General features: G+C 66.2%; 25 protein-coding genes. 12 read left to right on the top strand and 13 right to left on the bottom strand.

The annotated features are described in order from the left end of the window. Window positions 1-23 precede the first annotated feature (23 nt). The 5 genes from ATI53_RS06310 to ATI53_RS06330 are packed head-to-tail and all read right to left on the bottom strand — an operon-like array spanning window position 24 to window position 4,482. Window positions 24-539, bottom strand: coding sequence for a DUF6505 family protein (locus tag ATI53_RS06310; RefSeq protein ID WP_009506171.1), 516 nt, complete (start codon window positions 537-539; stop codon window positions 24-26). Further along, window positions 536-1,240 (bottom strand): biotin/lipoate--protein ligase family protein, encoded by a 705-nt coding sequence (locus tag ATI53_RS06315; RefSeq protein ID WP_009506172.1) that lies wholly within the window; start codon window positions 1,238-1,240, stop codon window positions 536-538. Before ATI53_RS06315 ends, ATI53_RS06310 begins: the two co-directional genes overlap by 4 nt. Continuing rightward, a complete protein-coding gene (locus ATI53_RS06320; protein ID WP_009506173.1) occupies window positions 1,237-2,313 on the bottom strand; it encodes an Mrp/NBP35 family ATP-binding protein in 1,077 nt (358 codons plus the stop codon). The genes ATI53_RS06315 and ATI53_RS06320 overlap by 4 nt, the downstream gene beginning before the upstream one ends. After that, window positions 2,310-2,510: a DUF6494 family protein gene (locus tag ATI53_RS06325; RefSeq protein ID WP_009506174.1), complete on the bottom strand. Its 201-nt coding sequence runs from the start codon at window positions 2,508-2,510 to the stop codon at window positions 2,310-2,312. The genes ATI53_RS06320 and ATI53_RS06325 overlap by 4 nt, the downstream gene beginning before the upstream one ends. Window positions 2,511-2,535: 25 nt before the next feature. Continuing rightward, on the bottom strand, window positions 2,536-4,482 hold the full coding sequence (locus ATI53_RS06330) for a 4Fe-4S binding protein (protein WP_170134533.1): 1,947 nt from the start codon (window positions 4,480-4,482) through the stop codon (window positions 2,536-2,538). A 372-nt stretch (window positions 4,483-4,854) separates the two neighbouring features. On the opposite strand from ATI53_RS06330, the gene ATI53_RS06335 reads away from it, so the two are divergent. The 9 genes from ATI53_RS06335 (at window position 4,855) to ATI53_RS06370 (ending at window position 13,536) form a co-directional block, all read left to right on the top strand. Continuing rightward, window positions 4,855-5,391 (top strand): DUF3305 domain-containing protein, encoded by a 537-nt coding sequence (locus ATI53_RS06335; RefSeq protein ID WP_009506176.1) that lies wholly within the window; start codon window positions 4,855-4,857, stop codon window positions 5,389-5,391. Continuing rightward, window positions 5,388-5,978 (top strand): DUF3306 domain-containing protein, encoded by a 591-nt coding sequence (locus ATI53_RS06340; RefSeq protein WP_111549978.1) that lies wholly within the window; start codon window positions 5,388-5,390, stop codon window positions 5,976-5,978. The genes ATI53_RS06335 and ATI53_RS06340 overlap by 4 nt, the downstream gene beginning before the upstream one ends. Beyond that, window positions 5,975-6,586, top strand: coding sequence for a TorD/DmsD family molecular chaperone (locus ATI53_RS06345; RefSeq protein ID WP_111549979.1), 612 nt, complete (start codon window positions 5,975-5,977; stop codon window positions 6,584-6,586). The genes ATI53_RS06340 and ATI53_RS06345 overlap by 4 nt, the downstream gene beginning before the upstream one ends. Before the next feature lie 63 nt (window positions 6,587-6,649). Next, window positions 6,650-6,850, top strand: coding sequence for a twin-arginine translocation signal domain-containing protein (locus ATI53_RS06350; RefSeq protein WP_111549980.1), 201 nt, complete (start codon window positions 6,650-6,652; stop codon window positions 6,848-6,850). Window positions 6,851-6,996: 146 nt separating this feature from the next. Beyond that, on the top strand, window positions 6,997-9,978 hold the full coding sequence (locus ATI53_RS06355) for a formate dehydrogenase subunit alpha (protein ID WP_034453263.1): 2,982 nt from the start codon (window positions 6,997-6,999) through the stop codon (window positions 9,976-9,978). 11 nt (window positions 9,979-9,989) lie between these two features. After that, window positions 9,990-10,583: a formate dehydrogenase FDH3 subunit beta gene (fdh3B, locus tag ATI53_RS06360; RefSeq protein ID WP_009506180.1), complete on the top strand. Its 594-nt coding sequence runs from the start codon at window positions 9,990-9,992 to the stop codon at window positions 10,581-10,583. 167 nt (window positions 10,584-10,750) lie between these two features. Next, a complete protein-coding gene (locus ATI53_RS06365) occupies window positions 10,751-11,974 on the top strand; it encodes a formate dehydrogenase subunit gamma (RefSeq protein ID WP_009506181.1) in 1,224 nt (407 codons plus the stop codon). Window positions 11,975-12,056: 82 nt separating this feature from the next. Beyond that, a complete protein-coding gene (locus tag ATI53_RS24190) occupies window positions 12,057-12,182 on the top strand; it encodes a hypothetical protein (RefSeq protein ID WP_009506182.1) in 126 nt (41 codons plus the stop codon). 13 nt (window positions 12,183-12,195) lie between these two features. Next, the gene (locus ATI53_RS06370) at window positions 12,196-13,536 is read left to right on the top strand and encodes a sigma-54-dependent transcriptional regulator (RefSeq protein ID WP_009506183.1); all 1,341 of its coding nucleotides are present in this window, start codon (window positions 12,196-12,198) and stop codon (window positions 13,534-13,536) included. A gap of 34 nt (window positions 13,537-13,570) precedes the next feature. Here the strand turns inward: ATI53_RS06370 and ATI53_RS06375 are convergent, their stop codons facing one another. Genes ATI53_RS06375 through osmF form a run of 4 tightly spaced genes read right to left on the bottom strand, consistent with a single transcriptional unit; the run spans window position 13,571 to window position 17,290 of the window. Next, window positions 13,571-14,296, bottom strand: a complete 726-nt coding sequence (locus tag ATI53_RS06375) for an ABC transporter permease (protein ID WP_111549981.1) — start codon at window positions 14,294-14,296, stop codon at window positions 13,571-13,573. Further along, entirely contained in the window at window positions 14,293-15,222 is a 930-nt protein-coding gene (locus ATI53_RS06380; RefSeq protein WP_009506185.1) for an ABC transporter ATP-binding protein, read from the bottom strand. The genes ATI53_RS06375 and ATI53_RS06380 overlap by 4 nt, the downstream gene beginning before the upstream one ends. Next, on the bottom strand, window positions 15,219-16,358 hold the full coding sequence (locus ATI53_RS06385; protein WP_211315391.1) for an ABC transporter permease: 1,140 nt from the start codon (window positions 16,356-16,358) through the stop codon (window positions 15,219-15,221). Before ATI53_RS06385 ends, ATI53_RS06380 begins: the two co-directional genes overlap by 4 nt. Before the next feature lie 29 nt (window positions 16,359-16,387). Then, window positions 16,388-17,290, bottom strand: coding sequence for a glycine betaine ABC transporter substrate-binding protein OsmF (gene osmF / locus ATI53_RS06390; RefSeq protein WP_009504770.1), 903 nt, complete (start codon window positions 17,288-17,290; stop codon window positions 16,388-16,390). Window positions 17,291-17,590: 300 nt separating this feature from the next. Between osmF and ATI53_RS06395 the strand changes: the two genes are divergently transcribed. The 3 genes from ATI53_RS06395 to ATI53_RS06405 all read left to right on the top strand — a co-directional run bounded on the left by ATI53_RS06395 (window position 17,591) and on the right by ATI53_RS06405 (window position 21,552). Next, entirely contained in the window at window positions 17,591-18,085 is a 495-nt protein-coding gene (locus ATI53_RS06395) for a BON domain-containing protein (RefSeq protein ID WP_009504771.1), read from the top strand. A 63-nt stretch (window positions 18,086-18,148) separates the two neighbouring features. After that, window positions 18,149-19,837, top strand: a complete 1,689-nt coding sequence (locus ATI53_RS06400) for an alpha-amylase family glycosyl hydrolase (protein WP_111549983.1) — start codon at window positions 18,149-18,151, stop codon at window positions 19,835-19,837. A gap of 32 nt (window positions 19,838-19,869) precedes the next feature. Then, window positions 19,870-21,552 carry a glycoside hydrolase family 13 protein gene (locus tag ATI53_RS06405; RefSeq protein ID WP_111549984.1) on the top strand — a complete coding sequence of 561 codons (1,683 nt, stop codon included), beginning with the start codon at window positions 19,870-19,872 and terminating at the stop codon, window positions 21,550-21,552. 22 nt (window positions 21,553-21,574) lie between these two features. Here ATI53_RS06405 and ATI53_RS06410 read toward each other — a convergent pair whose 3' ends face one another. The 4 genes from ATI53_RS06410 to ATI53_RS06425 all read right to left on the bottom strand — a co-directional run bounded on the left by ATI53_RS06410 (window position 21,575) and on the right by ATI53_RS06425 (window position 25,894). After that, the gene (locus ATI53_RS06410; protein WP_111549985.1) at window positions 21,575-22,075 is read right to left on the bottom strand and encodes a DUF421 domain-containing protein; all 501 of its coding nucleotides are present in this window, start codon (window positions 22,073-22,075) and stop codon (window positions 21,575-21,577) included. Between the two features lie 24 nt (window positions 22,076-22,099). Beyond that, window positions 22,100-23,203 (bottom strand): histidine kinase dimerization/phosphoacceptor domain -containing protein, encoded by a 1,104-nt coding sequence (locus ATI53_RS06415; protein WP_034452584.1) that lies wholly within the window; start codon window positions 23,201-23,203, stop codon window positions 22,100-22,102. A 176-nt stretch (window positions 23,204-23,379) separates the two neighbouring features. Then, complete coding sequence (locus tag ATI53_RS06420; RefSeq protein WP_009504776.1) at window positions 23,380-23,697, bottom strand: hypothetical protein; 318 nt, start codon at window positions 23,695-23,697, stop codon at window positions 23,380-23,382. Between the two features lie 91 nt (window positions 23,698-23,788). Next, window positions 23,789-25,894, bottom strand: coding sequence for a catalase (locus tag ATI53_RS06425; protein WP_009504777.1), 2,106 nt, complete (start codon window positions 25,892-25,894; stop codon window positions 23,789-23,791). Between the last annotated feature and the right edge of the window lie 46 nt (window positions 25,895-25,940).

The raw sequence follows: 25,940 nt of genomic DNA on the forward strand, positions 1-25,940 counted from the left end.
TTGCCCATGGGCAATTTCCTGGGTCAGTGCTCGTGCGGGTCGTCCAGCGATCCGTGCACGGCGAACAGATCCAGCTCGGCTGATTGCGGCTCGATCACCCGAAACGATTCGCGCACGCCCACGGCGCTAAGCTCGCGCGCCACGGTCAGCAGCGTGTTGGGCGCATGCCCGGCGCACAGGTCGACCATCTGAGACAGTTCTTCGGCGGCAACGGGGCGTGCCGCCTCGGTTGAGGGCGCGCCATAATAGGTGACGAAATGCGCCGCAAGCTTGTCTGTCAGGGCGTCCAGTTCGCCCGGTTCCACCTGTGTCACCGCGACAAATGTCACCCGGCCAAAGGTTTCCAGCCCCAGCCAGCCGTTGGCAAAGGCCTGGCGCGCCTTGCCCGCCAGGTCGGCTTCGGACCAGTCAGAAAATTCGAACCCACCCGACAGACACCATTCGCCGGTGCGCGCGGGGCTGGCAAAGACGCGCATGTCGCTTTCGTCGAAATGGATGGCGCGGGCAAGTTGCAGCGGGCCGGTCTGGTCGTGGGTCATGGCTGCTCCAGCAGAGTGGTGAGAGGGATAAGGTGGGTGTCTCCGGCGGCATCGCGCAGCAGCATGGCGAAATCTTCGTCGACGCCCAGAAAGCTGCCCGTCAGCGCGCCCTGCGTCACGGTTTCCCCCATCGCCTGCGCCAGGGCGCGCCAGTCCGAATGCAGCGCGCGCGGGCCGTCCTGTTCCCAGGTGTTGAGATGGTGCAGCGTGTGGCGCGCCCATGCTTCCACAAGGTGCGGGGGCATCACGTCCGGGCAGCCCTCGCCATAGAGCGTGGTCTGGTCAGGGGTGTCGCCGGGGCTGTCGGTTTCGGGCCACAGCGGCAGGGCAAGGCCGATCACCAGCCAGTCGGGCACCGCGTCGGGGTCGGGGTCCGACGCCATGGCGCGGAACCCGCCGCAACGCGCGCCGTTGAGGTAGATCGTGCCGTCCCAGCCCAGATGCACCGCGACTTCGGGCGGGGCCAGCGCGCCAAGCGCGTTCTGAAACCCGACGCCGCACAGCGGCAGCATCGCCATGGCGCGGCGCAGCGGCACCTCGGGGGCAAAGATCAGCGCCGCCTCCATCCGGTTCTGCCCGAACGCATAGGCGACCATGCCCGCATCGCAGCCCATGGTCGCCTTCATGCAGGCATGGGCAAAGGCATCAGCCGGGACCTCTTCGCCGTACATCAGCGGAGGAAAGCCAAGCGGGTCCGTCATGCCACGCCCTTTGCCACCAGATCGCGCGCGATGGCGTGGAATGCCTGCGCCTGGGGGCTGTCGGGCCGGCTGATCGCGATGGGGGCACCGCCGTCGGCGGCCAGGCGGATTTGCAGATCCAGCGGTACCTCGGCCAGCAGCGGAATGCCGAGCCTTGCGGCCTCGGCCGCGACGCCACCATGCCCAAAGACGTGTTCCTCGTGGCCGCAGGCGGAACAGATATGCGTGCTCATGTTTTCGATCATCCCGACGATGGGAACATGCAGTTGCTGGAACATGTCGATCCCCTTGCGGGCATCCAGCAGCGCCACGTCCTGCGGGGTCGACACGATCACCGCGCCATCGACCTTTGCCTTTTGCGCCAGCGTCATCTGCACGTCGCCGGTGCCGGGCGGCAGATCGACGATCAGCACATCCAGCGCGCCCCATTGCACCTGAGACAGCATCTGCTGAAGCGCGCCCATCAGCATCGGACCGCGCCAGACCACCGCCTGATCTTCGTTGGTCATCAACCCGATCGACATCATGGTGACACCGTGATTGCGCATCGGCAGGATGGTCTTGCCATCCGGGCTGGCGGGGCGGCCCGACACGCCAAGCATGCGCGGCTGGCTTGGCCCGTAGACATCCGCGTCCAGCAGCCCGACGCGGCGCCCCTGCTGCGCCAGCGCCACGGCAAGATTCGCGGCCACGGTGGATTTTCCGACGCCGCCCTTGCCGCTGGCGATGGCGAGGATCCGGTCGATCCCCGGCACCTTTTGCGGGCCCTTCGGTTCGGCGGCCCGCTGCGGTTTCAGATCGGGCGGAGGCGCCTTTTCCGTGTGTCCGGTCAACACGATCGACACCGAAGTGCAGCCGGGCAGGGCGCGCAGCAGCTCTTCGGCGCGGGTCTTGGCGGTGCCATAGGCGGTGGCGTGGGTCGGTGCGATTTCCAGCACGAAGCGCACCGCGCCGTCGCTGACATTCAGCGCCCGCATCACGCCGCTGGCGACGATGTCACCGCCGGCAACCGGGTCTTCGATGGTTTTCAGAACGGCCAGCACCGCATCGCGCGACAGGGGGGTGCCGGTCATTCCTTGTCTGCCTCGCCGCGTGTGATCTCTCCGGTCACCTCGTGGGTGAGGCCGAGTTCGGGGATGGTGATGACGGCGCGCACGGGAAACGGCCCGGCGTCAGGGGCATTGCGCATCGCCTCTTCGATGGCTTGTTGCGAGGTCACGCCGACCTGCTTGAGGAACTTGCGCATCGACATGTTGAAATCGTCGCTCATGGGGCTCTTCCTTGTGCGAAAGGTGTCAGTGGTCGCGCCGCCCGGACAGGTAGTCGTCGGTGGTGCGGGGGCGCGGGCGGTCGGGTCCGCCCAGAGGGTTGTCTGCGCTGTGATACTGCGCATTGATCCGGCAGTCATCGCACATCTGGATCATGCGCAGGCGGTCTCCGTCGAACATCGCGTGACCGCGCAGCTTGTCGGTGATCCGGTCAATGGTGGATTTCACCCCGAACAGTGTGCCGCATTCGACGCAAGGGAACGGTTCTTCCTCGTTCAGCACCGCCTGGGACAGGGCGGCGGCATCCAGATTCAGGCGCGGTTCCAGCGCGATGGCGTTCTCGGGGCAGACGGTGGCGCACAGCCCGCATTGCAGGCACGCGTCTTCCTGAAACCGCAGCTGCGGCAGATCGGGGTTGTCGCCAAGCGCGCCCGACGGGCACAGCGACACGCAGGACAGGCACAGGGTGCAGGCATCCTGATCGACCAGCACCGCGCCATAGGGCGCGCCCTGGGGCAGGGGCAGGGCGCCCTCGTCCGGGTGCAGCGCCCGCGCGGCCTGGCGGGCGATCTGGCGGCGGGTGCCCATGGGGCGCACCGGGGTTGCAACCGGAACGGGCGCGGGCGCGTCGTACAGCGCATCGCTCATCGCGTCGGGGTCCGGGGTCTCCAGCACCGCGATCCCTTCGGCGATGGCCGACGCCAGCGCGACCTGCGCCGTCAGCGCGTCGCGGTCGGCGCCCGGTCCGGGCAGCAGCGCGACCGACGCAAACCCGGCAGCGCGCGCGGCCAGTGCCTCGGCATGGCCAAAGGCGCCGATGACGGGCAGATCCAGCGGGATGACGTCGGCGGGCAGGCCGCGCCCGTGGCGGGCGGACAGACGGATCATCTCGGCGCCGTGGGCATCGTGGACCAGCAGACGGGGGGCGGTGCCTCCGGCGTCCAGATAGGTCTTGGCCAGCGTCTGCACCCGGCGCATGATCAGATCGACGGGCGGCGCGTCATAGCTGACCGCGCCCGACGGGCAGGCGGCGGAACAGGCGCCACAGCCGGCGCAGATCAGCGGGTCGATGCTGACGTGATCGCCGTCGGGGGTGATTGCTCCGGTGGGGCACAGGTCCAGACAGCGGGTGCAGCCGGTCTGCCCGGCGCGGGAATGGGCGCACAGCAGCGGTTCGGCGCGGATATACAGCGGCTTTTCGAAGGTGCCAACCAGATGCGACGCGGCCAGAACCGCCGCGCCGACGGCGGCGGGGCGGCCGGGATCGGCGCGCAGGTAGCCTTCACGCTTTTCATGGGCGGGAAACAGCGGCGGCGCGCGGCGCAGATCAAGGATGACGTCGCACTGGCTGCGTGCGCCGTCCCTGGGAGCGCCCAGGGACGGCGTGCGCCCGCCGGGTTCAACCTGTTGCAGCGCGTCGATGGCCAGTTCGAAATGCCCAAGCGCGCCGGTGGCGCGGCGCAGCTGCCCGACGATGATGTCGTAACCGGGACTGTCGGGAAGATCGGTGCCCACGTCCAGCAGCACGGTCACGCCCAGGAAGTCGCGCAGCTGTTCCGCCGCGGCGAGCGCATCGGCGGGGGCGCCCAGCACCAGGCACAGCCCGTGTGACACCACGTCCATCATCCGCTCGGGCGGCGCGGGCAGCAGCGCATCGGCGGCCAGGGCGGACATTTTGGGCAGTTTCGACGCGGGATCGGCGGACCATCCGGCCCGGTCGCGCAGGTCCAGAAGGGCAGGGGGCGCAACCTCCAGATCTTCGGCCATCGTCTCGAAACGGCGGGCTTCCTGGGTACAGCACAAGATCGTGTCCGACGCCACGTCCGAGGTCAGCGCCCGTGCCGCCCGGTCCGACTGGGTGGTGCAAAGCGCCGAACAGGGCGGCGCGACGTTCAGTCCGGTGGCCTGTGACAGGGCCTCGGCGTCAATCGACTGACTGCCCAGACAATCGCATGTAATCAATGTCTTGGCCATGTTGTTCCCCATTGGCTAAGGCCCCGCATGGGGCCGGTCTGGCGCTGGTCTATGTGCAGGCTATGCAGGTTCGAACCGGCTCGGCAACCGGGTTTCCGGTTTGGGCTGCCCGCGTCGGAAGGCCCCGAATCGGGGCGATTCGCAAGTCGCCGTTGCTCGGGTGGTGTGCCGCCAAATCCAGAGTGATTTTGTCGGGATGGACAAATTGTCCCTTTCTCCGCCGCGTCCGGATCGGCGCTGCCCATATCGTCCCCCGGTCAAGGGTTTTTGCACCCTTGCCACGGTTTTCCCTTTCGCGGGCCGTGCGAAGCCTTCAATTTGGGCGTCCAGCAAGGAGCCATCGTGACCGATCAAGACAGACCTTATCGGAACATGCCCATCGGCGTCGTGGTCAAGCGACAGCCGGGCGTCACCCGTTGGGCCAGGCACAGCTGGAAGGCGACGTCGATCCTGCCGGGCGCGCCGGATGCCGACTGGCGCGAACTGCGCCGCGCGGGCGACGTGGTGGAATTTCACGCCGGCACCGTGACGCTGGAACTGTTCGGCGCGGAAACCGAGGCCTATGTGCACGGCCTTGGCGCACAGGTGCCCTGCGTCTATGTGGTGATGCGCGCGACGACCGACGCCGCGCGCCCGTTCGAGGTGCTGCTGGTCACCGCGTCCCCTTACGAGGCGCAGGATTATTGCGACACCGGCGAAGAGCTGGTGGAAAAGGTCGCGATGACGCCGGGGCTGGAAGCCTGGGTGCGCGATTTCGTCGAACGGTTTCACGAGGACGAGGAATTCATCAAGCGCCGGCGCCACCGCGAGCGGACCGACAAGGTCGAGGACGGTATCGGCGATCCGCGCATCGGCGGGGCGGGCGATGTGTACGCCTCGCCCGCGCTGCAACGCAGGCGTCTGTCATGAGCGGATTCTGGGCCCGCCGCCGCGAGGCTGTCGCCGCCGAAACCCGCGCCGAATCCGCAGCGCGGGAGGACGCCGCCCGCTCCCGGACAGAGGCCGAGCTGGAAGCGCGCAGCGACGAAGACCTGCTGGCCGAACTGAACCTGCCGGAACCCGAAACCCTGGTGGGCGGCGAGGACCTGCGCCGCTTTCTGGCGGCGCAGCTGCCCCAGCGGCTGAAACGCCGGGCGTTGCGGGCGTTGTGGCGCAGCAACCCGGTGCTGGCCTGCCTTGACGGGCTGAACGATTACGAAGACGATTTCACCGACGCCGCCGTGGCGCAGGGCGCGGTAACGACGCTGTACCAGGTGGGCCGGGGCTTTGCCGAACGGGTGCAGGAGGTGGCGGAAAAACTGCCCGGACCCGACGCCGCATCCGACCCCGTCGCCATGGTCGAAGCCGCGCCCGCCCCGCTGCCGGATCCGCCCGCCCGGATCGCCGCCGCACCCGAGCCCGCGCCCGGGACGGATGCGGAGACGGAACAAGACGCCCCCCTGCCGCCCCGGCTGCGCCGGATGCAATTCCAGTTCGACCCCGAAGGCCCCGCATGACCGAACCCGCCCCCCAACCCGTTCCCGTCGCCGAAGAAGACCGGCTGCGCGCGGATCTTTACAATTTTCTGGGCCTGCTGCTCAGCGCGCCGCCCGATGGCCTGTTGCTGGACCAGACCGCCGGGCTTGACGGCGATGCCAGCGAGCTGGGGCAGGGCATCGCCACGCTGGCGAAACTGGCCCGCCTGACCCGTCCCGCCACGGTGCAAAGCGAATTCAACCGGCTGTTCATCGGGCTGGGGCGGGGCGAGCTGCTGCCCTATGCCAGCTACTATCTGACCGGGTTCCTGAATGAAAAGCCGCTGGCGGCGCTGCGTCGGGATATGCTGGCGCGCGGGCTTGCGCGGGCCGAAACCGTGTTCGAACCCGAAGACAACATCGCGTCGCTGATGGAAATGATGGGCGCGATGATCGTGGGGCGGTTCGGCCCCCCGGCCAGCCTGGATCAGCAGAAGGGCTTTTTCAACAAACACATCGCACCCTGGGCGGCGCATTTCTTTGCCGATCTGGAGGGCGCGAAGAATTCGGTGTTCTATGTGCCCGTGGGCACGGTGGGGCGCTGCTTCATGCAGATCGAAACCGAAAGCTTTCGCATGAGCGCGGGCTAGGCCCCGCGATCACCCGGCGCCCCGCGCGCCATCACCGAGAGCAACCAGCAAGGGAGGACTCTCATGACCGGAAAGACCGAAGGCGCCAACAAGGCGCGCCGCGATTTCCTGAAACTGGCCGGCACCGCCGCGCCCGCGGCGGCGCTTGCCGTGACAAGCGCGGGCTCGCAGGCCAACGCGGCTCCGGCCGACCCCGATCTGTCGTCGGACAAGATGCAGGACACGGCGCACACCCGCGCCTATTACGCCTCGGCCCGATTCTAAGGCCCTGAAAATCGCCGGCCCGGCCATCGGACCGACACCCAAGACCCGGCACGTTGCGACTGGTTGCGAAACGCCCGACTGCACGCGCCACCCCAAACAGCCACCAAGAGGCAGGGCCCAGTTCCTGCTTTCAGGGAGTGAGAACCATGTTGAGGAAAAAGACCAACGGGGTTGCGAGACGCCCCCAGCGGACAAGTATCCTGTCGGACGTGGCCAATGCCTCGGTCGATCGCCGCGCGTTCCTGCGCGGGTCGGGGCTGGCCATCGGCGGCCTTGCCGCCATCGCCGCGACAGGCGGCACCGTGCAGCAGGCCAGCGCGGCCACCGCGGTTTCGGGAGACATCGAAGTCAGAAAATCCGTCTGCACCCATTGTTCCGTGGGCTGCACCGTCATCGCCGAGGTACAGGGCGGTGTCTGGATCGGGCAGGAACCCGGCTGGGACAGCCCGTTCAACCTGGGCGCCCATTGCGCCAAGGGGGCCTCGGTGCGTGAACACGCGCACGGCGAACGGCGGCTGAAATACCCGATGAAGAAGGTCGGCGGCGAATGGCAGCGCATCAGCTGGGCGCAGGCCATTGACGAAATCGGCGACCAGATGCTGGCGATCCGCGAAGAAAGCGGCCCCGATTCCGTCTACTGGCTGGGCAGCGCCAAGCATTCGAACGAACAGGCCTATCTGTTCCGCAAATTCGCTGCCTATTGGGGCACCAACAACGTCGACCACCAGGCGCGGATCTGTCATTCGACCACCGTTGCGGGCGTTGCGAACACATGGGGCTACGGCGCCATGACCAACAGTTACAACGACATCCACAACAGCCGGTCGATCTTTATCATCGGGGGCAACCCGGCCGAGGCGCATCCGGTGTCGCTTCAGCACGTGCTGAAAGCCAAGGAACAGAACAACGCACCGCTGATCGTCTGCGATCCGCGATTCACCCGCACCGCGGCGCACGCCGACGAATTTGTGCGGATGCGGCCCGGTTCGGACGTGGCGCTGGTCTGGGGCATCCTGTGGCATATCCTTGAAAACGGCTGGGAAGATCAGGAATTCATCCGCACCCGCGTCTGGGGCATGGATGACATCCGCACCGAGGTCGCCCGCTGGACCCCCGATGAGGTCGAGCGCGTCACCGGCGTGCCGGAATCCCAGCTGCATCGCGTGGCCCGCACGCTGGCCAACAACCGCCCCGGCACCCTGATCTGGTGCATGGGTGGCACGCAGCACACCAACGGCAACAACAACACCCGCGCCTATTGCATCCTTCAGCTTGCGCTGGGAAACATGGGCACCGCGGGTGGCGGCACCAACATCTTCCGCGGCCACGACAACGTGCAGGGCGCGACCGACCTTGGCGTTCTGGCCGACACGCTGCCGGGTTACTACGGCCTGACGGCGGGCGCCTGGGCGCATTGGGCGCGGGTCTGGGAAGAAGACCTTGACTGGCTCAAGGGCCGCTTTGCCACGATGAAGGGCAAGGATGGCAAGGACAAGGCCATGATGGGCCTGTCCGGCATCACCGTGTCGCGCTGGATTGACGGGGTTCTTGAAGCGAAAGAGAACATCGAACAGCCCGACAACACCCGCGCGATGGTGTTCTGGGGCCACGCGCCGAACTCGCAGACCCGCCTCAAGGAAATGAAGACGGCGATGGAAAAGCTCGACCTTCTGGTCGTGGTCGATCCGTACCCGACGGTTTCTGCGGTGATGAACGACCGCACCGATGGCGTGTACCTGCTTCCGGCGGCGACGCAGTTCGAAACGCGCGGCTCGGTCACGGCGTCGAACCGGTCGCTGCAGTGGCGCGAACAGGTGGTGGACCCGCTGTTCGAATCGCTGCCCGACCACGTCATCATGACCAAGTTCGCGAAAAAGTTCGGCTTTGCCGACCGGATGCTGCGCAACATCGAGATGGAGGATGACGAGACCCCCAGCGTCGAAAGCATCACCCGCGAATTCAACCGCGGCATGTGGACCATCGGCTACACCGGGCAAAGCCCGGAGCGCATGAAGATGCACATGCAGAACCAGCACACGTTCGACAAGACCACGCTGCGCGCCAATGGCGGCCCCGCCGACGGCGATTTCTACGGCCTGCCCTGGCCCGCCTGGGGCACACCGGAGATGAACCACCCCGGCTCGGCCAACCTGTACGATCTGTCGCTGCCCGTGGCCAAAGGCGGTCTGCCGTTCCGCGCCCGCTTTGGCGTGGAACGCGACGGGGAAAACCTGCTGGCCGAAGGCACCTACACCGTGGGGTCGGAAATTCAGGATGGTTACCCTGAATTCACCATGCAGATGCTGATCGACCTTGGCTGGGACAGCGATCTGACCGCATATGAACGCGGCATGATCGAATATGTGGCCGGCTATCTCGAAGCCCGGCCCGAGACCAAAACCGAGGTCGGCGAACAGACGTTGACCGGGCCGTACCCGTCGGACTGGACCGACAAGATCGGCGGCGTCAACTGGAAGACGGACCTGTCCGGCGGCATCCAGCGGGTGGCAATCCTGCATGGCTGCGCGCCCTACGGCAATGCCAAGGCCCGCTGCGTGGTCTGGACCTTCCCCGACCCGGTGCCCGTTCACCGCGAGCCGCTTTATACCAGTCGGCGCGATCTGGTGCAGGATTACCCGACCTATGACGACCGCACGTTCTGGCGGGTGCCGACGCTGTACGCGTCGATCCAGAAGAACGACTTCTCGAAGGACTATCCGATCATCCTTACATCCGGCCGTCTGGTCGAATACGAGGGTGGCGGCGATGAAACCCGGTCCAACCCCTGGCTGGCCGAGCTTCAGCAGAACATGTTCATCGAGATCAATCCCCGCGACGCCAACAACCTTGGGGTGCGCGACGGTTCCAATGTCTGGGTCGAAGGCCCCGAGGGCGGCAGGGTTCGCGTCATGGCCATGGTCACCGAACGGGTGGGCGAGGGCGTCGCCTTCATGCCCTTCCACTTCGGCGGCTACATGGAAGGCAAGGACCTGCGGGACAAATACCCCGATGGCGCCGATCCGATCGTGCTGGGGGAATCCACCAACACGGCGCAGACCTACGGCTATGACTCGGTGACGATGATGCAAGAGACCAAAGCGACTCTTTGCAAGATCATGCCAGCGTAAGGAGACCATATATGGCACGCGCGAAATTTCTCTGCGACGCCGAACGCTGCATCGAATGCAACGCCTGCGTCACCGCCTGCAAGAACGAACACGAGGTGCCCTGGGGCATCAACCGCCGCCGGGTGGTGACCATCGAAGACGGCAAACCGGGCGAACGCTCGATTTCCGTCGCCTGCATGCATTGCTCGGATGCGCCCTGCATGGCGGTCTGTCCGGTGGATTGCTTCTACCAGACCGACGAAGGCGTGGTTCTGCATTCCAAGGACCTGTGCATCGGCTGCGGCTACTGCTTTTACGCCTGCCCGTTCGGCGCGCCGCAGTACCCGCAGGCGGGCAACTTCGGCTCTCGCGGCAAGATGGACAAATGCACCTTCTGCGCCGGTGGCCCCGAGGAAAACGGCTCTGAGGCGGAATTCCGCAAATACGGCCGCAACCGGATCGCCGAGGGCAAGCTGCCGATCTGCGCCGAGATGTGTTCGACCAAGGCCCTGCTCGCCGGGGACGGCGACATGGTGTCCGCGATCTACCGCGAGCGCGTTGTGGCGCGCGGGTTCGGGTCGGGCGCCTGGGGCTGGGGCACGGCCTATGAAAAGAAGGCTCCGTAAGCCTTCGACCGGGGGGCGTCCGTCGCCCCCTGTGCGCCGCGCGACAGGGCGCTATCTGCCGTATCAGGGCGGCGGCGACACGTCTCGCCGTTGCCGCGAATTTCACAGCGCCGAGGTCCGGCCCACCGGACCCGCGCCGTTCCGAACGACATGCCAGGGAGCTTCCCATGCTGCGCCATCTGATGGCTCTACTCACCCTTACTCTGCTGGCGTTGCCGATGACGGCACCCGCGCAGACCGACCCGACGTCGGAGGCGCCCATCGCCGGCACCAGCGTTGACGATTCCCCCGCGACAAGCACGGGGCGCCAGACGCTGGAAGACATCCTCGCGCGACAGCGCGGCGAAGACCCCGCCAACCCCGTGCGCAGCCATGACCTTGGCGGCGATGCGTTGCAGGCACCAGGCATGGGGCCGCTGGGGGCGTCGTCGGATTCCGACATCTGGCGTCAGATCCGGTTCAACGACGGCGACATCCGCAATTCGACGCTGAACCCCAACGGCGACGTGCTGATCCAGACGGGGGGCATGTGGTGGGAAGAGCTGCGCAAGGGGCCGCTGCGCACCTATGGCGGCTGGCTGCTGCTGGGCACCATTGCCGTGCTCGCGGTGTTCTACCTGATCCGTGGGCGCATCCGCATCGACGGCGGCAAGACCGGCACCCTGGTGCTGCGCTTCAAGTTCGTCGAACGCATGGCGCATTGGGTGCTGGCGGGGTCGTTCATCCTGCTCGGCTTTACCGGGCTGTTCACGCTGTTCGGGCGCAAATACCTGATCCCGGCCTTTGGCCATGAATTCAACTCGGTGCTGCTGACCGGATCGAAGTTCATCCATAACAACGTCAGCTGGGCCTTCATGATCGCGCTGGCGATGGTGTTCGTGATGTGGGTCTGGCACAATATTCCCGACAAGACCGACATCATCTGGTTCAAGCAGGCCGGCGGCATCATCGGCAACAAGCACCCGCCCGCCAGGAAATTCAACGCCGGGCAGAAAATCATCTTCTGGTCGGTGATCGTGCTGGGGGTCTCGGTGTCCGCCTCGGGGATTTCGCTGCTGTTCCCGTTCGAGCTGCCGCTGTTTTCGCATAGCTTCGATGTGCTGAACGGTTGGGGCGTTCCGGGCTGGTTCGGGTTCGATGCGCTTCCGGTGAACCTTGCCCCCCAGGAAGAAATGCAGTTCGCGCAGCTGTGGCACGCGATCGTGGCGTTCCTGATGATGGCGGTGATCCTTGGGCATATCTACATCGGCACGCTGGGCATGGAAGGCGCCTATGATGCCATGGGCTCGGGGCTTGTGGATGAAAACTGGGCGCACCAGCACCATTCGCTGTGGCTGGAACATCTTCAGGAAGAAAAGCCGGGCAAGATCCGGCCCGATCCCGCCGAGTAACCCGCGACGCCTCGGAAAGGCCCCGGCGCGGGCCTTTCGCCACGCCCCACAACGACTATGTCCCCTCAAGGAGGGTGTTTTCATGAAAGCCATGCTCAGCGGGTTCGCCGCCATCGTCATCATCGGCGTCGGCGCGTATTTCACGCTTGAATCGCTGGGGTTCTCCTCGCAAGAGGTGTATTCCAGCCCGAACGCAAGGGTCGACTGACACGAAGGCGGCGATGACCGACAAGGACGATTACGGCGGGAAACTGGGCGGCGCGTCGATCCTTGTGGTCGATGACGAACCGGGAATGCGCAATTTCCTGACCAAGATCCTTGGGCCGCGAGTCAAGCGCGTCGAACAGGCGGCATCCCCCGGCGAGGCGTCGCGCAAGCTGGATGACAGCCATTTCGACCTTGTGATCGTTGACAATGTCATGCCCGGACGCACCGGATTGCAATGGCTTGAGGAACAGCGCCGCATGGGGCTGTTCGCCGAAACCATCCTGATGACCGCCTATGCGGATCTGGACACCGTGATTGCCGCGCTGCGGGTCGGGGTCGGGGATTTCGTGCTGAAACCGTTTCGTGCCAATCAGATCCTCGGGGCGGCGGCGCGGGCGCTCGACCGGCGCGTGCTGCGGCGCGACAACACGCTGTTGCGGCGCGAATTGCACGCGGGCGGCAGCGGCGCGGGCAAGCTGCTGGGCCGATCCGATGCCATGGCGGCGGTGCGCGCGATGCTGGCAAAGCTCGCCCCCTTGCCGACGCCGGTTCTGCTCACGGGCGCCAGCGGCACGGGCAAGGAACTGGCCGCGCGCCACCTGCATCGGCTTTCGGCGCGGTGCGACAAGCCGTTCGTGGCGGTCAACTGCGCCGCCATCGCACCCGACCGCATCGTGCCCGAACTGTTCGGCACGGTCGAAGGACGCGACCGCCCCGCGCCGGGACTGTTGCTGCTGGCCGACGGCGGCACGCTGTTTCTGGACGAGGTGGCGCAGATGCCCGAACCGCTTCAGGCGGCGCTGCTGCGCGTGCTCGAAGACCTGCGCCTGCGCCCCGAGGGCGGCGAACGCGAGATCCCGCTTGACCTGCGCTTTGTCTTTGCCACCAACGCCGATTTGCCCGCCGCGGTCGAGGCCGGGACCTTCCGCGCCGATCTTTATCACCGCATCAACGTGATGCGCATCGAAATGCCCGCGCTGCGGGATCGGTCCGAAGACATCGTCGATCTTGCGGCGCTGTTCCTGTCGCAGTTTCAGGCGTCATTGGGGATGTCGGGTCTGGAGCTGAACGAGGAAACGCTGCTGAAGCTGCGCCGCTACGACTGGCCCGGCAATGTGCGCGAATTGAAGAACCTGATCGAACGCTCGGTGATCCTGGGGGAATTTCCCGATGAATTCGCCGGGCAGGGCAGCGTGACCGGCGTGCAGGCCATCGAAAGCCTGGATCTGGTGATGCAGCGCCACATCATGCATATCCTGGCGCAATGCAAGGGCAACCGGGCCGAGGCCGCCCGCCGCCTTGGTGTGTCGCGCAAGACCGTTGATCGCAAGATGGCGCTCTGGTCGCAGGACTAGCACTCGGCCGCTGTCGCGGATGATGTCGCGCGCGTCACCGCCGGGTCAGGCGCCGTTCAAGCTGTACCAGCGCGTCATGAATCAGCACGGCGAACAGCCCGACGACAAGCCCGCCTTGCACCACATAGGCGGTGTTGCTGGTCAGAAGCCCGGCGATAATCACCTCGCCCAGCGTGCGCGCCGCGACGGTCGACCCGATGGTCGCGGTGCCAAGCGCGATCACCACCGACAGCCGGACGCCGGCAAGGATCACCGGCAACGCCAGCGGAATCTCGACCCGCCGCAGCTGACGCCAGCGGCTGAACCCCATGCCCCGCGCGGCGTCGAGCGTTGCCGGAGGCAGGGCGGTCAGACCGGCCATGGCGTTTTCGAAGATCGGCAGCAGCCCGTACAGAAACAGCGCCACCAGCGTCGGACCCGCGCCAAAGCCCATGACCGGCACGGCCAGCGCCAGCACCGCGACGGGCGGAAAGGTTTGGCCCAGGTTGGTGACGGTGCGCGCCAGCGGGCGGAACGCCGCGCCGAAGGGCCGCGTCACCAGCACCGCAAGCGTCACCGCCACCGCCGTCGCGGCAAGCGACGACAGCGCGACCAGGCCCAGATGGCTGAGCGACAGCGACAGCAGCGAGGCGCGTTCATAGATCACCGGACCGTCCGGGGGGGCGAGCGGCGCCAGCAGGGGCGTCGCCAGTTCCGGGCGCAGCACCAGCGTCAGCAACAGCACGACCAGCCCGGCGCGAAGCAGTGTCGCGGCTTTCATCCGTGGCCCCCGACGCGCGCGCGGATGGCATCCAGCGTGACATGTGCAGGCGACGCGCCGACCACCGGCAACGCGCTGCGCCCGGTCCAAAGACAGGCGGACAGCGCGTCGCGCAGGGTGGCATCGGCGGGAAGGGGAGGGCCGTCGGCGGCTCCGTCCTCGGCGATTTCGGTCACGGGGATCAGCGACAGTAGGCGCAGCGGTCGGTCGGCCTCTCCGACCATTTCCGCGACAAACGGCGTGGCGGGGGTGGCGATGATGTCCGCGGGGGGGCCGTGTTGCACCAGCTTGCCCGCATCCATCACCGCGATACGGTCGGCAAGGCGGATCGCTTCTTCCATGTCGTGGGTGACAAGCATGATCGTGGACCCCAGCGCGCGCTGAATGCGCCGCAGATCGTCCTGCGCACGGGCGCGAATGATCGGATCGAGCGCGCCGAAGGGTTCGTCCATCAGCAACAGATCGGGGCGCGAGGCCAGCGCGCGGGCCACCCCGACACGCTGTTGCTGACCCCCCGACAGGTCCGACGGATAACGGTCGCGAAACTCGTCGGGGGCCATCGAGAACAGATCCAGCAATTCGTCGACGCGGGCGCGGATCTTGTCCGGCGACCAGCCCAGCAACTGCGGCACCGCGCCGATGTTGCGCGCCACGCTGTGGTGGGGAAACAGCCCATGACCCTGGATCGCATAGCCGATCCGGCGGCGCAGCAGGTGCGGCTTGATCGCGCTGGTCGGGGTGCCGTTGATGCGGACCTCGCCTTTGCTGGGCTCGACCAGTCGGTTTATCATCCGCAACAGGGTGGTCTTGCCGGACCCGGAGGTGCCGACAATGGCGGTGATGGTCCCGGTCTGCGCGGTCATCGACACGGCGTCCACGGCGGTGGTGTCGCCGTAGCGTTTTGTTATGCCGTCAATTTCTATCATGCGCGGCCTTTCGGGCGGGACAGGTCGACCAGGATATCCATCACGATGGCGGCGACCATCGCCAAAAGCACCGTGGGCAGCGCGCCCAGCAGGATCAGATCCGTGGCGGTCTGGTTCAGCCCCTGAAAGACGAAACTGCCATAGCCACCGCCGCCGATCAGCCCGGCGATCACCGCCAGCCCGATGTTCTGCACCAGCACGATGCGCAGCCCCGTCAGCAGGATCGGCAGGCCCAGCGGCAGTTCGACCCGGTAGAGCCGCTGCGGCGGCGTCATGCCCATGCCGCGTGCGGCCTCATTGGCGGGCGGCGGGACTGACGCCAGTCCTGCCACGGTATTGCCCACCACGGGCAGCAGTGAATACAGCACCAGCGCGATGAAGGCGGGGGCGAACCCGATGCCCGCGATGCCGATGGCCCGTGCGGCGGGCAGCGTGGCCGCAAGCCAGGACAGAAGCGGGATCATGATGCCGAACATCGCAAGCGACGGAACGGTCTGCAAAAAGCTCAGCAGCGGCAATATCGCGCCGCGCAGACCCGCCCGGCGGTGGCACAAAAGGCCCAGAGGAAACCCGATCAGCGCGGCGGTCGCCAAAGAGCCAAAGGCCAGCGCAAGATGGCGCAGCGTCGCCGCCACGAAGGCGTCGCTGCGGCCCGCGAATTCCTGCGCGACCGACAGATCCGCCAGCGCGCCGGACCCAAGCAGGATCGCAAGCCCGCCCAGCCCCAGCCCAAGCAGGCCCGCCCGCGCGGCGGGGCCGGGGTTCAGCTGCGCCAGAGCATCGGCCATCAGCAGCACGAACACCGCCAGCAGCCCCCAGAATCCGGCGCCGGGCGACACCCGCGCATATTGGTCCGCGCCCTCCAGCAGCGACGGCCCGCCGGCGGCCAGCAGCCAGACCGCCCCCGCCAGGCCCAGAACCGCGCCACCAAGGCGCAGCCGGGGCAGCGCGCGCACCAGCCCCAGCATCAGCCCCACGCCGATGGCCAGCAGCCCCGGCAGACCGGCCGCCATCGGGGCAACCGCCCAGGGCGCGACGCCCTCGCCGGCCACGATGCGATTGGCCGCGAGCGTCATGAACGGCGCCAGCAGAAGCGCCAGCCCGGTCAGGGCAAACGCGACCCCCGGCGCCGACACCGCGGCCGTCCTGTCCGCCGCGAGGTCGATCAGTCCAGCACCCCGGCGGTTGTCAGGTAATCGCGGGCGACCGCCTCGGCGGGTTCGCCGCCCACCTGGATGCGCCCGTTCAGCGCCTGAAGCGTCTGCATGTCGAGGTTCGCGAAGATCGGGTTCAGGATGTCGGGCACCGACGGGTATTGCTCAAGCACGTCGGCGCGGATGATGGGGGCGGGTTCATAGACCGGCTGCACGCCCTTGTCGTCTTGCATCACCACAAGGCCCGTCGCGCCGACGCCGCCGTCGGTGCCATAGACCATCGCGGCGTTCACGCCCGACGTGCCGCGCGCGGCGGCCTGAATGGTGGCCGCCGTGTCGCCGCCCGACAGGATCACCGTCTGGTTCTGCGCAAGGACAAAGCCGTAGGCGGTCTCCATCGCGGGCAGCACCGCGGGCGACGACACGAATTCCGTCGAAGCGGCCAGTTTGACATCGCCCCCCGCCGCCACCCAGGTACCGAAATCGGTCATGGTGGTCAGGTCGTTTTCGGTCGCGACCGGCCCGGTGACGGCGATCGCCCAGGTGTTGTTCGCCGGGGCGGAGTCCAGCCAGGTGATGCCGTTTTCCGCGTCAAGTTCGGCGGCGCGCGCATGCGCGGCGGCGGCATCCTTCCAGACGTCGCTATCGGCCTCGTTGAAAAAGAATGCGGCGTTGCCGGTGTATTCTGGATAGATGTCGATCTGCCCGGCCAGGATCGCCTCGCGCACCACCTGGGTGCCGCCCAGTTGCAGGCGCCGTTCCACGGGCAGACCGGCGTTTTCCAGCGACAGCGCGATGATGTTGCCCAGCAGCCCGCCTTCGGTATCGATCTTGGACGAGACGACGATGTCGGCCTGCGCGGTGCCGGCCATCGCTGCGAGAAGGGTGCCAGTGGCGAGAATGAATCTGGTCATGGAACGGTCTGCTTTCCTGTCAGGTCGCGGTGATTTCGCGGTCATGGGGCGATACGTGGACAAGAGTATAGGTGGGCTGGCGCGTGCGGAAAGAACTTTTCCGCCCCCGCCTCCGCAAGCCGGGGCGCCCCGTGCGCCGACCGGTCGGATGCCGGTTGCCCCCGGCCCCCCACGGCGCCGGCCACAGGAGTTTCGGAACCATCGGGCAAGGACATGGTTTGGTGCATAAGGTGGCCGACGTGGCCGCAGGATCTGCCCGAAACCGTCATCCGGGCGGCACGACAACGAAGGAGGCGCGCAATGTCTCGCCAAGCAGACGGTCCGAACGACCGGGCCAAAGACGATCAGGTCGAGAAGGATCAGGACCAGGCAGACCCGGTCCGCGCGGTCCGCTCTGATCTTGCCGAACCCAGCCGTCCCCACGGATACCACGGGGTGCGCCAGCCCATCGAAGCGGACCCGCCAGCAACCTCTGGCGACGGGCCCGCAAGCGACGATGCGCTTGCCAGTCTCGTGTCCGGGGCCTTGAAATCGGACGGACGGCTGGCGGATCAGGCGATACGCGTCGCGTGTGCCCGCGGCGTCGTCACCCTGTCCGGCGAGGTCGCTCTGGAATTTCAACGCACGCTGGCGGCGGCTGTGGTAGAGGCTCTGCCCCAGGTGCTGCTGGTCGAAAACCGGCTGCGCGCGCGCGAGGTCGCCGCCGAGGTGCCCGGCACGCGGCCGTCGGACGATGCGCTCCCTCCCGGCGCGCCGACTGCCTCCGCCCGTAAATCCGGACCTTCCGACCGATAGCCCGGCGGCGCAACGCTGCGCGGATCATATCGCGCCACAGCCCCCGCCTGGAGGAGACAGCCCATGTCCGTGACGGAACGAGACGCCGAACTCGTCTATGCCATCACCCATCGCGGCACCGTTCCCGAACCGCCCGAATGGTGGCGCGGAGCGGTGTTCTACGAAGTCTACACCCATTCGTTCAACGACACCTCGGGCAATGGCTGCGGCGACATACGGGGTGTCACCGAAAAGCTGCCCTATATCCGGGATCTGGGGGTGGACGGGTTGTGGCTGACGCCGTTCTATCCGTCGCCGCAGAACGACAACGGCTACGATGTCAGCGATTTCCAGGGCGTCCATCCGCCACTGGGCAAGGTCGAACATGTGCAGGCCCTGATCGACTCCGCGCATGCGCTTGATCTCAAGATCATGTTCGATTTCATCGCCGGGCACACGTCGGACCAACACCCGTGGTTCGCCGAAAGCGCGGCGTCGCGCGACAATGACAAGGCCGACTGGTACGTCTGGGCCGATCCGGCCCCGGATGGCGGCCCCCCCAACAACTGGATAAGCTCGTTCGGCGGACGGGCCTGGCGCTGGGTGCCGCAGCGGGCGCAATATTGCTACCGACCGTTCCTGGACAGCCAGCCGGCGCTGAACCTGCGCAACCAGCAGGTGATGGCCGAAGTGCTGGACAACATGCGGTTCTGGCTGGACATGGGGCTGGACGGGTTCCGCCTGGACGCGATCCAGTGCCTGAGCCATGACAGCGACCTGCGGTCGAACCCGCCCGCGCGCGCGACCGAAAACCCGTCGGTCGGCGGTGGTCCCAACAACCCGTTCAAGCAACAGATCCACCTGTTCGACCGGGACGTGCCCGAAGCCATTCCCATCCTGCATGAGCTGCGCCGGGTGGCCAATGAATACGATCCGCCGCGCGTGCTGATCGGGGAACTGGCCGATGTCGACAGCTCGCGCCTCGCGCCGAAATATACCGTCGACAACGATCGGCTGCACGCGGTTTATGACTTCGATCTGATAAACCGCGCCGATACCTTGCGCGACTGGACGTCGATGCTGAACCTGCGCTCGCGCTACCTGATGCCGGGGTCCAGCCTGAACGTGTTCACCAACCACGACTCGCCGCGCGCGGTGTCCAACCTGATGCCCAAGGCATGCAAAGCCGGGCGCGCGGCAGAGGCGGCAAAGGTGCTGTTGTTCCTGCAAGCCACGCTGATGGGCGGCGCCATCCTGTTCCAGGGCGAAGAGCTGGGCCTGCAACAGCCGCACATCCCGTTCGATGAAATCCAGGACCCCTGGGCCAAGGCGCTCTGGCCGGATTTCGAAGGCCGCGATGGCGTGCGCTGCCCGCTGCCCTGGACGCGCGATGCGCCCAATTGCGGCTTTTCCACCGCCGACGATCCCTGGCTGAAGGTGCCCGACGCGCACCGCGATATGGCGGTCGACGTGCAGGAAAATGATCCCGATTCCGTGCTGCATTTCACCCGCAAGCTGCTGCGCTGGCGGCGCACGCTGCCGATGTTCAGAACTGCCTCCGAGCGGATCCTTGCGGACACGCCCAGCAAGGTGATCGCCTTCGAGCGGGAAAAGGCGGGCGACAGCCTGATCTGTGCGGTGAATTTCGACATGACCCCGGCGCAGGTGACGCTGCCCAGATCGTCGCTGCAACCGCAGTTTTCATCCGGCGACATCACTTTGCAACAAGACCGCCTGGCCCTTGGTCCGCTCGCCCTGATCGCGCTCGCCTGAGCGCCCTCTTCGACACAAAAGGAGCAGACAGCATGACCGCTCTTGCCGCATCCCCCCAACCGGCGCCCGATACCGCATCCGAACGCACCGAACGCTGGTGGCATCGCGCCACCGGCTATCAGGTTTACCCGCGCAGTTTCGCCGACAGCAACGGCGACGGGATGGGCGACATTCCCGGCGTTATTTCCAAACTCGGGCACCTGTCGGACCTTGGCATCGGGTTCATCTGGCTGTCGCCGGTCTATGCCTCGCCGATGATCGACAACGGCTATGACATCGCGGATTATCGTAATATCGCCCCGGAATTCGGCACGCTGGACGACATGGACCGCCTGATCGCCGAAGCCCGCGAACGCGGCATCGGTATCGTGATGGACCTGGTGGTCAACCATTCGTCGTCGCTGCACCATTGGTTCCAGGCGGCGCGCGCCGCGCGCGACTGCCCCGAGCACGATTATTACATCTGGCGCGACCCGGCCCCGGACGGCGGCCCGCCCGACGATGCGCGCGCCGCGTTCGGCGGCCCGGCCTGGACGTTTGTACCCGAGGTGGGGCAGTATTATTTCCACTTCTTCAGCCCAGCCCAGCCCGATCTGAACTGGCAGAACCCCGCGCTGCGCGCCGAGATCCACGACATGATGCGCTGGTGGCTCGATCGGGGCATCGCGGGGTTCCGCATGGATGTCATCAGCCTGATCGGCAAGGATGTCGATGGCCGCATCTACGAAGAAGGCCCCTATCTGCACCCCTTTTTGCAGGAAATGCACCGCGAGGTGCTGGCGGGGCGCGACGTGCTGACCATCGGCGAAAGCTGGTCGGTGTCCACCGACACCGGCCTGCTGTATTGCGGCCGCGACCGCGACGAGCTGGACATGGTGTTCGAATTTTCCCACATCCGCGAAGGCTGGCACCCCGAGCTTGGGAAATTCGCCCCCAAGCCGTTTGACCTTGTGGCATTCAAGCGCGCGCTGTTCTCGTGGCAGGACCTGACCCGCGACGACGGCTGGCACGCGCTGTTCCTGTCCAACCACGATCTGCCGCGTCAGGTGTCGTTCTATGCCGACGATCGCACCCACCGCCGCCCCGCCGCCAAGACGCTGGCCACGGTGCTGCATCTGCTCAAGGGCACGCCCTTTGTCTATCAGGGCGAGGAAATCGGCATGACCAACGCCCGGTTCGAACGCATCGACCAGTATCGCGACCTGGAAACGCTGAACCATTTCGAAGAGCAGATCGCGCAAGGCGTGTCGCCCGACGTGTTCCTTGCGGGCGCCAACCGCAACAGCCGCGACCATTCCCGCACCCCGATGCAGTGGAGCGCGGCCCCGCATGGCGGGTTCACCACCGGCACGCCGTGGATCGAGGCCAACCCGAATTTCGCACAGGTGAACGTCGAACGCGACATGGCCCATCCCGACAGCATCTTCGCGCATTACCGCCGGTTGATCGCGTTGCGCAAGGACAGCGACCTGGTGACCTTTGGCCATACGGTGCAGCGGTTCGATGACGATCCCGACATCCTCGCCTTTGAACGCCGTCTCGGCGAGGAACGGTTGTTGGTCATCGCCAATTTCACCGCCCGCCCGCAAGAGCGCGCGCTGCCGGACGATCTGACCGGGCCGGCAAGTTGCCTGCTGTGTACCCATGCGCCGTACAACGCCATTCCGCCTCGCCTGACGCTCGCGCCTTACGAAAGCCTTGCCTGGACGCTGTAGCGCCGGCGTCCCACCCGCCAGCCTAGGGGGTGCTGGCGCCCTGCGGCCCGGCGATCACCGAAAAAGATCCGTCGGATTCCAGGATCACCGCCGAAATGTCGTGCAGCCCCCCGCGTCCTTCGGTGCGCACCACGGCGTCCAGTTCTTCGTGCGTGACGCGTGCGCGCCGCATGGCCTCGGGCAACGGCGTGCCGTCGCGCAGCAACAGCGATGGTTCGGCGCGCATCGCGCGGGCAAAGCGGGCCGAGCGCACCGACAGCGCCGTCACCGCGTATTGCAGCGCAATCAGCAGCGCCAGCGCGGTGGCGCCTTCGGCCAGCGCCACGCTTTCGCTCAGCAGGATCGACGCCAGCGTCGAGCCGAACGCAACCGTTATCACCAGGTCGAACGCGTTCAGCTTGGCCAGCGTGCGCTTGCCCGAGACCCGCAGCGACATGACCAGAAAGCCGTAGGCCAGCGTTCCCACGATCAGGGTGCGCACGATCCCGTTCCAGCTTTGAAAGAACATTTCGGACCAGTTCATCGCATGCTCCGTGGCGGTGGGGGCTCAGCTCCCCCGGCTGTTGAAGGTCAGCGTTACCGCGACCCCGGGCCCCGTGGTGTCGCGCACGATCTCGGTGCCCAGCTCTGACGCCAGAAGATCCATCAGGTTCGACCCAAGGCCGGTAGAGGGCGAAGCGTCCGGGGGCAGCCCGACGCCATCGTCGCTGCAACGCAGCAAAATCCGCGCGCCCTCCTCGGAGATGTCTTCGGCGATCTCGACCCGGATCTCGCCGCTGTCCCGGCCGGGAAAAGCGTGCTTGAACGAATTGGTCACGAATTCGCTGACAAAGGTTCCCACGGCAACCGCCACCTTGGCCTGCACCCGCGGCGCGGCCAGCACCGTGACCAGCCGGATGCCGCCGGGCGCCATCTGCGAAAGCCCGTCGCAGATCGGGGCCACGGTGTCGCGCAGATCGACCCAGCCGGACCCGTCCTCGGCATAGATCTGTTCGTGCACCTTCATCATCGCCTGAATGCGGGCATTGACGCCCGACAGCACGGTTTCGGCCGAGGTGTCCGTTCCGATCCGGCGGCTTTGAACGCGCACAAAGGACATGAGCGATTGCAACGAGTTCTTGATGCGGTGATCGGCTTCGCGGCGGAACACCTCGCCCATGGCAAAGGCCCGGCGGGTTTCCAGCAGGGCCATAACCTGGCGCGCCAGCACGCGCAGCGTCTTGCGCTGAAGATCGGTCAGGCTGCGCGGGTTGGGGTCGAGCACGCACAGGGTGCCAAGCGGCAGCCCGTTCGGGGTTTTCAAAAGCGCCCCGGCGTAAAACCGCAACCCCGGATCCGAGGTGCACAGTGGGTTGTCCTTCATCCGGCTGTCCTGAAGCGTGTCTTCGATTTCGACGAATTCGCTTTCCAGGATCGCATGCGAACAGATCGAGGTTTCCAGCGGCGTTTCCCGCACCCCAAGCCCGACCTCGGCCTTGAACCACTGCCGTTCGGCGTCGATGAAATTCACCACCGAAATCTCGGTCTCGCAGATCGCCGCAGCAAGATCCACGATGGCATCGAAATCGTCTTCGAAATCTGAATCGAGGATGCCGTAGTCATGAAGCGCGGCAAGGCGCGCCTCCTGAAGCGGATGAACCTGCGCTTTCATATCAAGCCCTTGAAAATCGCTGCGCTGCGTCGAAATGGCATGCATGCCGGGCACTGCCACCCTCTGGCTTTTAGCCGATAGCGGTGCGGTTTCAAGCCTTGGGCGGGTGTTTTTGCGCAATTCGGGGTGGTTTTGCGGCACCGGGACGGGGGTTGGCCGGTGGCGCCGATGAAAGGTTATTTTGGGCGTGAAGACCGGCGCGACAGGCGTTTCGCATTGGCCCGCGTGGCGCGGGTGTAGGGGGCAAGGCCCGCCAGCGACGCCTCGGCGGGGCCCTTGTTGGCGGCCAGCGCGCGCCCGGCCATCTCGGTCGCCTTGGCCAGCGCCGAGGATTTTTCAAACACCATGCGCGTCGCCTCTTCGGGACGCATGGTCCCGAGCGACATCTGAAGCACCCGAATCTGGATGACGCTGGACGAGGCCATCATCATCTGGGCGGCGCCAAAGGCCCATTTCTGCCAAAGCAGCGCGGTGGAAAACAGCGGTCCGTACATGGGTCACCTTTCGCGGGCAGGGGCCTCTGGGGAATGACAAAATCGGCAAAGACCCCCGCGGCATTCGTTGCCGCGGGGCAGGGCGGCGCGATCAGGCGGCGCGGTCCCAGAAGCGGACAGCGCGGCAGGCCTTGATGAACGCCGGAGCATCCGTGGGCGCGCCCAGCGTCATCATGCCGGCGTCGGTCTGGTTCACGCCCGACGCCTTGAGCAGCGCGTCGGCTTCGGGGGTCATGGCCATGAACTTGCAATGGCCAAAGGCGTTCGACACGAAATCCTTGCCCGGCAGCATTCCGCCCAGCTTTTCCGCGCCGTCGGTGCTGAGCACCAGGGCCACCGCGTCGTACAGGACCGACGGGCCGCCGTCGATCTTCTGGTTCGCCTCGATCGTGCTGCCGTCGGATGCGGTGACGCCACCGACCTTGGGGGCGACCACCTCGACCATGCCGCCTTCGGCCTTCACGGCCTCGGTCAGCGCGTCGAACATCGCGCGGTCGGCGCCATCGGTCACGAGGATGCCCAGCTTGCGGCCCTTGAAGCTGTCAGGTGCGTTCTTGAGGATCGACAGCTTGTCCGACACCTTCAGGTCCACCGGAGCGCGCGCCGGGGTCGCCGCCTCGGGCAGATCGTGGCCAAGCGCCTCCGCGACCTTCGTCGCCAGCCCTTCGTCGATCACGCGCAGGTGCGACAGGACGCGGTTGCGAATGTCCGGCGCCACGCATTTCGACAGCTCAAAGCCAAAGCCGTTGACGATGTGGTCCTGTTCGACCGGGGTTTGCGACAGGTAGAACTGCCGCGCCTGGCTGTAATGGTCGGCAAAGCTTTCGGGGCGCAGACGGCGTTTGGCGCCGGACATGTCCTCGGGGTGGGTTTTGAACCCGGCCCTGGGGTCGGGACGCGGGCCGCCCTGCGACCAGCTGTTGGGCTCATAGTTGGCACGCCCGGTGGGGTTGTGCATCGCCATGTGACCGTCCTGCTGGAAATGGTGGAACGGGCATTTGGGCGCGTTGATCGGGATATGGGTGAAGTTCGGCCCGCCAAGACGCTTGGTCTGCGTATCCAGATACGAGAAGTTGCGCCCCTGAAGCAGCGGGTCGTTGGTAAAGTCGATGCCCGGCACGATGTTCTGAGTGCAGAACGCGACCTGTTCGGTTTCGGCAAAGAAATTGTCGACGGTGCGGTCCAGCACAAGGCGGCCCACGACGCGGATCGGCAGGTCTTCTTCGGGAATCAGCTTGGTGGAATCCAGCACGTCGAAATCGAACTTGTCGGCGAACGCGTCGTCAAAGATCTGCATCCCCAGCTCCCACTCGGGGAAATCGCCGGTGCGGATGGCGTCCCACAGGTCGCGGCGGTGGAAATCGGGGTCGGCGCCGTTGATCTTGACAGCCTCGTCCCAGACCACCGATTGCAGGCCCTGCTTGGGCTTCCAGTGGAATTTGACATAGTGGCTCTTGCCCTCGGCGTTCACCAGCCGGAAGGTATGCACGCCGAACCCTTCCATGAACCGGAAAGACCGCGGGATGGCGCGGTCGGACATGATCCACAGCACCATGTTCATCGACTCGGGCATCAGCGAGATGAAATCCCAGAAATTGTCATGCGCCGACTGAGCCTGCGGAAAGGCACGGTCGGGCGCTTCCTTGACCGAATGAATCAGGTCGGGGAATTTCATTGCGTCCTGAATGAAGAACACGGGGATGTTGTTGCCGACCAGATCCCAGTTGCCGTCTTCGGTGTACATCTTGACCGCAAAGCCGCGCACGTCACGCGCCAGGTCGAACGACCCCTTGTTGCCCGCCACGGTGGAAAACCGCACAAAGGCCGGCACGCGCTTGCCGGCTTCCTGGAACAGGCTGGCGCTGGTCAGCTCGGGAATGGCGTCGGTGCATTCGAAATAGCCGTGCGCGCCGTAGCCACGGGCATGCACGACCCGCTCGGGGATGCGTTCATGGTCGAAGTGAAAGATCTTTTCGCGGAAATGGAAATCTTCCATCAGCGCCGGGCCGCGTTCGCCCCCCGTCAGCGTGTTCTGATCGTCCGAAACCGGCGTGCCCTGCGCGGTGGTCATGCGGGGGGCGTCGGCGTCGGTCTGATGCCATTCCCCGCCCTGCCCGACTTCGACCGGATGGGCGGCGACGTCGGCGCCTTTCTGGGTATCGGCGGTGCTGGGGTATAGCTTTGTCTTGTCTGGCATGGAAACTGTCCTTGGGCTTGGTATCGGCACGAAGATCGTCCTGGCG

The sequence above is a fragment of the Salipiger aestuarii genome (assembly GCF_003259905.1).
GTDB classification, from domain to species: Bacteria; Pseudomonadota; Alphaproteobacteria; order Rhodobacterales; family Rhodobacteraceae; genus Salipiger; species Salipiger aestuarii.